Origin of the sequence: Actinomadura sp. CNU-125, from assembly GCF_001942465.1 — a bacterium.
Lineage (GTDB): Bacteria > Actinomycetota > Actinomycetes > Streptosporangiales > Streptosporangiaceae > Spirillospora.
This window is the reverse complement of sequence record NZ_MKJY01000316.1, coordinates 1-5,435: the sequence shown is the minus strand read 5'-3', so window position 1 is coordinate 5,435 and position 5,435 is coordinate 1. Positions and strand designations below refer to the sequence as shown.

The 5,435-nt window shown below is 77.7% G+C and carries 8 protein-coding genes; 6 read left to right on the top strand and 2 right to left on the bottom strand.

The features are described 5' to 3' along the window. The coding region (locus BJF79_RS62280) for a hypothetical protein (protein WP_262402775.1) at positions 1–246 on the bottom strand (246 nt) is incomplete at its 3' end. Between the two features lie 112 nt (positions 247–358). Here BJF79_RS62280 and BJF79_RS30655 point away from each other — a divergent pair. Together BJF79_RS30655 and BJF79_RS30650 are read left to right on the top strand one after the other, a co-directional pair. Further along, positions 359–1,255 (top strand): sensor histidine kinase, encoded by an 897-nt coding sequence (locus BJF79_RS30655; RefSeq protein WP_075902644.1) that lies wholly within the window; start codon positions 359–361, stop codon positions 1,253–1,255. Between the two features lie 133 nt (positions 1,256–1,388). Continuing rightward, entirely contained in the window at positions 1,389–1,685 is a 297-nt protein-coding gene (locus tag BJF79_RS30650; protein WP_075902642.1) for a 4a-hydroxytetrahydrobiopterin dehydratase, read from the top strand. A 19-nt stretch (positions 1,686–1,704) separates the two neighbouring features. Here BJF79_RS30650 and BJF79_RS30645 read toward each other — a convergent pair whose 3' ends face one another. Further along, positions 1,705–2,250 carry an SDR family NAD(P)-dependent oxidoreductase gene (locus tag BJF79_RS30645; RefSeq protein ID WP_262402774.1) on the bottom strand — a complete coding sequence of 182 codons (546 nt, stop codon included), beginning with the start codon at positions 2,248–2,250 and terminating at the stop codon, positions 1,705–1,707. A gap of 592 nt (positions 2,251–2,842) precedes the next feature. Here BJF79_RS30645 and BJF79_RS30640 point away from each other — a divergent pair. From BJF79_RS30640 to BJF79_RS30630, 4 genes are all read left to right on the top strand, one after another. Next, positions 2,843–3,943 (top strand): aminotransferase class V-fold PLP-dependent enzyme, encoded by a 1,101-nt coding sequence (locus tag BJF79_RS30640; RefSeq protein ID WP_075902640.1) that lies wholly within the window; start codon positions 2,843–2,845, stop codon positions 3,941–3,943. A gap of 64 nt (positions 3,944–4,007) precedes the next feature. After that, positions 4,008–4,289, top strand: a complete 282-nt coding sequence (locus tag BJF79_RS62275) for an NAD-dependent epimerase/dehydratase family protein (RefSeq protein ID WP_262402773.1) — start codon at positions 4,008–4,010, stop codon at positions 4,287–4,289. Between the two features lie 2 nt (positions 4,290–4,291). Continuing rightward, on the top strand, positions 4,292–5,092 hold the full coding sequence (locus tag BJF79_RS30635; protein ID WP_262402772.1) for an NAD-dependent epimerase/dehydratase family protein: 801 nt from the start codon (positions 4,292–4,294) through the stop codon (positions 5,090–5,092). Beyond that, positions 5,089–5,435 (top strand): glycosyltransferase family 2 protein (locus tag BJF79_RS30630; protein WP_143220428.1); only part of this gene is annotated, 347 nt, incomplete at its 3' end. The genes BJF79_RS30635 and BJF79_RS30630, both read left to right, overlap by 4 nt.

Below are 5,435 nucleotides of genomic sequence, written 5' to 3'. Positions count from 1 at the left end.
CCTGCCGGCCTGCCGCGCGGCCTGCACCAGGTGCTGCGCGACTGCGACCACGACGCCACCGCCGGGACCGGGCTGCGCCCGCCCGGGCCGTCGATCATGATGCAGGTCGTCAACGCCGACGGGCAGCGCTGCACCGTCCCCGACGCGGGCGCCCTGCGGGTCACCGCCGCCACGCGCCGCCGTCGCGCGCGGCGACAGCGGGCAGGCCCTGCACGACGGCACCGCCACCACCTCCGACGGCGCCACCGTCGACGTCCGCGTCCTGACCCGCCCCGTCCGCACCGGCGACGGCTCGACCGCCGCGCTGTCGTACGCGCTGTCGCTCGAGGACGTCCAGGGCCCCCTGGACAACCTCGCGATGCTGCTGGCCGCCGTCACCGCCCTCGGCGTCCTGGCGTCCGCGGGCGCCGGGCTGATGATCGCCCGCGCCGGGCTGCGGCCCGTCGACGAGCTGACCGGCGCCGTCGAGCACATCGCCCGCACCGAGGACCTCGACGTGCGCATCCCCGAGGAAGGCACCGACGAGATCGCCCGCCTCGGCCGCTCCTTCAACACCATGACCGGCGCGCTGGCCGCGTCCCGCGAACGGCAGCGGCGCCTCATCGCCGACGCCGGGCACGAGCTGCGCACCCCGCTGACCAGCCTGCGCACCAACATCGACCTGCTGCTGCGCGCCGACGCCGCCGGCCGCGACCTGCCCGAAGACACCCGCCGCACCCTGCTGGCCGACGTCAAGGCGCAGATGCTGGAACTGACCGACCTCGTCGGCGACCTGCTGGAACTGGCCCGCCCCGACGAGACCGGCCCCGTCCGCGAGACCGTGCCGCTGCACGACGTCGTCGCCCGCGCCGTCGAACGCGCCCGCCTGCGCGGCCCCGGCCTGACCGTCCGCGACGACACCCGCCCCTGGTACGTGCCGGGCGACCCCGCCTCGCTGGAACGCGCCGTCGTCAACCTCCTCGACAACGCCGTCAAGTTCAGCCCGCCGGGCGGCACCGTCGACGTCCGCCTCGCCCGCGGGGAACTCACCGTCCGCGACCGGGGCCCCGGCATCCCGGCCGGGGACCTCCCGCACGTCTTCGAGCGGTTCTGGCGGTCCCCGTCCGCGCGGAGCCTGCCCGGCTCGGGCCTCGGGCTGTCGATCGTCGCGCGGTCGGTCGCCGAGAGCGGCGGGACCGTCGCGCTGGAACCCGCCGCCGGAGGCGGCACCCTCGCCCGCGTCCGCCTCCCCGGAACCGCCCAGCCCCCGCCCTGACCGCGTCCCGTCCCGTGTCCCGTCGGTGTTCCGTCCGGGACGGCCGCCGCGGCCGTGATGTACTCGCCGCGCAACGGGGAAGGACGCAACCGCGCCCCGTGACCCACGAGCGCGAACCATGAGGAGGACCCCGATGGCCGACATCCTCGACGACACCGCCGTCGCCGACCGGCTGAGCGCACTGCCCGACTGGACGCGCGACGGCGACGCCATCCGCCGGCAGGTGCGCGCCGCGACCTTCCTGGACGGCATCGACCTGGTCGGCCGCGTCGCCCGCGCCGCCGAGGCCGCCGACCACCACCCCGACATCGACATCCGCTGGCGGACCCTGACGTTCACCCTCACCACCCACAGCGCCGGGGGCCTCACCGCCAAGGACTTCGACCTGGCCGCCCGCATCGACGACCTCGCCGGCGGCGCCACCGGGTGACCCGGGCCGGGGCGGTGGCTCAGTGGGCGGAGAACCCGCCGTCCACGAACAGCGACTGCCCCGTCACCTGCGAAGCCGACGGGCTCGCCAGGAACACCGCCGCGCCCGCGAAATCCTCGGCGAGCCCGTTGCGGCCCGTCATCGTGCGGGCCGCCAGCGCCCGCACCCGCTCCGGATCCGACGACAGCCGCTCGTTCAGCGGCGTCATCACGAACCCCGGCACCAGCGTGTTCGCGGTCACGCCCCGCCCCGACCACGCCTCGGCCTGCGACCGCGCCAGCGCCACCAGCCCCGCCTTCGACACCCCGTAGGCGCCGCTGCCCACGAACGCGCGGAACGCCTGCTGCGAGGCGATGTGGATCAGCCGCCCGAACCCCCGCCCGGCCATGCCCGGGCCGAACCGCTGCCCCAGCAGGAACGGCGCGTCCAGGTTCACCGCCATCGTGGCGTCCCACACCCCGCCGTCCAGGTCGTCCATCGGCGGCCGCAGGTTGACCCCGGCGGCGCTCACCACGATGTCGGGCTCGCCGAACACCGCCGCCGCGTCCTCGGCCGCCCGCGCCACCTGCTCCCGCGAACCGGTCGGCGCTGACGCGCGGCGCCCGGCACCCCTGCCCGCGCAGTTCCCGGACGGTCTCGTCCAGTTCGGCCTCGCGGCGCGCCACGACCACCACCGCCGCGCCCGCCCGGCCCAGCGCCCCCGCGATCGCCCGGCCGATCCCCGAACTGCCGCGCGGTCACCACCGCGCCCCGTCCCTCCAGCGAGAACAGCGTCGTGAGGTAGGAGGCGGGGGAGGGGCGATCGCTCATGGCCCCGAAGCCTACGGCCCCGCCCCGCCGCCCGCCCACCCGACGGGACGCACCGCCCCGGACCGTCCGTCCCGCCCGGCCCGCTCTCCTGCGGGCCGCGGCGCCGCCACCGGCGCGACGCGGGCCGTCCCGCCGCTCCAGGGGCCCGCCGCCGTAGATGTCCAGGTCGACGGTCCCGGCGGGTTCGCGCCCGGTCACGGTGTCCTCCTTCGCCGCACGGCCTCTCGCACGAGACCGACCCGGCCGCCGCGCCGAACTCATCGCCGCCCCTCACGACCGGCCCGCGACCGGCCCGCGGCGCGCCCGCCGACGCGGACCGGGGGACGCGCATGGGAGACGATGACCGCATGAACAGCGACGGCACGACCATCTCCCTCCGGGAGGCGCAGCGGGAATTCACCGCCGGCGTCGCCTACCTCAACACCGCCACCTACGGGCTGCCGCCGCGCGCCGCCCACGAAGCCGTCCTTGCCGCCGAACGCGACCGGGCCGCCGGGCTGATGGCCGCCCGCGGGCCCGACACCGCGGTCACCCGCTCCCGCGAGGCGTTCGCCCGCATCGTCGGGCTCCCCGCGTCCCGGGTCGCAGGCGGCGCGCAGGTGTCGTACTTCGTCGGGCTCGTCGCCGCGTCCCTGCCGGACGGCGCCCGCGTGCTGGTCGCCGAGGGCGACTTCACCTCGCTGCTGTTCCCGTTCCTGGCCCGCCCCGGCCTGGACGTGCGCGCGGTGCCGCTCGACACGATCGTCGACCGGATCGACGCCGGCACCGACCTGGTCGCGGTGTCGGCCGTGCAGTCTGCCGACGGCCGCATCGTCGCCATGGACGACCTGACCCGCGCGGCCCGCGCGCACGGCGCCCGCGTGCTGCTGGACGTCACCCAGGCCGCCGGGTGGCTGCCGCTGCCCGCCGACCGCGTCGACTGGCTGGTGTGCGGCGGGTACAAGTGGCTGCTGGGCCCGCGCGGCACCGCGTTCCTGGCCGGCACCGAGGAGGCGCTGGCCGCGCTGCCGCCGGTCGGGGCGAGCTGGTACGGCGGCGCCGACATCTGGGACTCGATCTACGGGACGCCGCTGCGGCTCGCCGCCGACGCCCGCCGGTTCGACCTGTCGCCGGTGTGGGCGAGCTGGGCGCACGCCCCGGCGCTGGAGCTGCTGGAACGCGTCGGCGTCCCGGCGATCCACGCGCACGACGTCGCGCTCGCCCGCCGGTTCCGGGCGGCGCTGGGCCTGCCGCCGGGCGATTCGGCGATCGTGTCGGTGCCGGTCCCCGACGGCACCGCCGAGCGGCTGCGGGACGCCGGGGTGGTCGCGGCGGTGCGGGCGGGACGGCTGCGGTGCGCGTTCCACCTGAGCACCACCGAAGACGACGTCGACCGCGCCGCCGCCCTGCTGGCCCCGATCCTGGACGCGGCCGCCGCCCGCGGCAAAGAAGATCTTACGAGTCGCTGACGAGGTGACCGGGCCGGGCCTTTCGCGGCCGTCCGGGCGGGTCGCGCGGCCTACGTTCGTCCGCATGAACGTACTGCTCACCGGGTCGGCCGGATTCATCGGCTCGCACATCGCCGAGGCGCTGGAGGCCGCCGGGCACCACGTCCGCGGCCTGGACCTGCACCCCGGCGCCCACGACGACGGCGCCCGCGATGGTGCCCGCGACGGCGGCCACGACGGCGGCCGGGCGGACGTGCGCGACGCCGCCGCCGTCGCGCGGCTGCTGGCCGCGGCTGCCGTCTGCCACCAGGCCGCCAAGGTCGGCCTCGGCGCGACGTCGCCGACCTGCCCGACTACACGTCGGTGAACGTGCAGGGCACCGCCGTGCTGCTGGCCGAGATGGCCCGCGCCGGCGTCGCGACGCTGGTCCTGGCGTCCTCGATGGTGGTGTACGGGGAGGGCGCCTACGGCTGCGAACGGCACGGCGCCGTGCGGCCCGGCCCGCGCGCCGCGCAGGACATGGACGCCGGCCGGTTCGAGCCCGGCTGCCCCCGCTGCGGGCGGGCGCTGGCGCCCGGCGCCGTCGGCGAGGACGCCCCGCCCGATCCCCGCAACGTCTACGCCGACACCAAGCTCGCCCAAGAGCACCTGGCCGCGTCGTGGGCGCGCGCCACCGGCGGGTCCGCGGCGGCGCTGCGGTACCACAACGTGTACGGGCCGCGGATGCCGCGCGACACCCCCTACGCGGGCGTCGCGGCGCTCTTCCGGTCCCGGCTGCTGGACGGGCGCGCCCCGCTGGTGTTCGAGGACGGCGCGCAGCGCCGCGACTCCGTGCACGTCCGCGACGTCGCCCGCGCGAACGTCCTGGCGCTGGAGCGGACCGCGGCGGGGCCGCCCCGGCCGGGCGGGCTGCGCCCCTACAACATCGCCAGCGGCGAGCCCCGCACCGTCGGGGACATGGCCGCGGCGCTGGCGGGCGCGCTGGACGGCCCCGCACCCGAAGTGACCGGCGGGTACCGGCTGGGGGACGTGCGGCACATCGCGGCGCGTCCCGACCGGGCCCGCGCCGAGCTGGGGTTCTTCCCGCTGGTGCCGTTCGCCGAGGGCATGGCCGAGTTCGCGCGGACGCCCGCCGCCGCGGCCGCCCCGGCCAGGAGCGCGGCCTCGTGACCGCCGCCACCGACGCCGCCGACGCGGTCGGCGCGGTCGACGTGGTGCTGCCGTGCCTGAACGAGGCGGAGGCGCTGCCGTGGGTGCTGACGCGGATGCCGGCGGGATTCCGTCCGCTGGTGGTCGACAACGCCTCCACCGACGGGTCGGCGCGCGTCGCCGCCGAGCACGGCGCGCGGGTCGTGGACGCGCCGCACCGCGGGTTCGGCGCCGCCTGCCACGCCGGGCTGCTGGCGGCCACCGCCGGGACGGTGTGCGTGATGGACGCCGACGCGTCCCTGGACCCGGCCGAGCTGCCCCGCCTGGTCGCCGCCCTCGACGACCGGAAGCCGCCGCGCCGCGC

Coding starts and splice junctions, on each gene's coding strand:
- BJF79_RS30655 (WP_075902644.1), top strand. CDS start 359: ATGCTGCTGGCCGCCGTCACCGCCCTCGGCGTCCTGGCGTCCGCGGGC.
- BJF79_RS30650 (WP_075902642.1), top strand. CDS start 1,389: ATGGCCGACATCCTCGACGACACCGCCGTCGCCGACCGGCTGAGCGCA.
- BJF79_RS30640 (WP_075902640.1), top strand. CDS start 2,843: ATGAACAGCGACGGCACGACCATCTCCCTCCGGGAGGCGCAGCGGGAA.
- BJF79_RS62275 (WP_262402773.1), top strand. CDS start 4,008: ATGAACGTACTGCTCACCGGGTCGGCCGGATTCATCGGCTCGCACATC.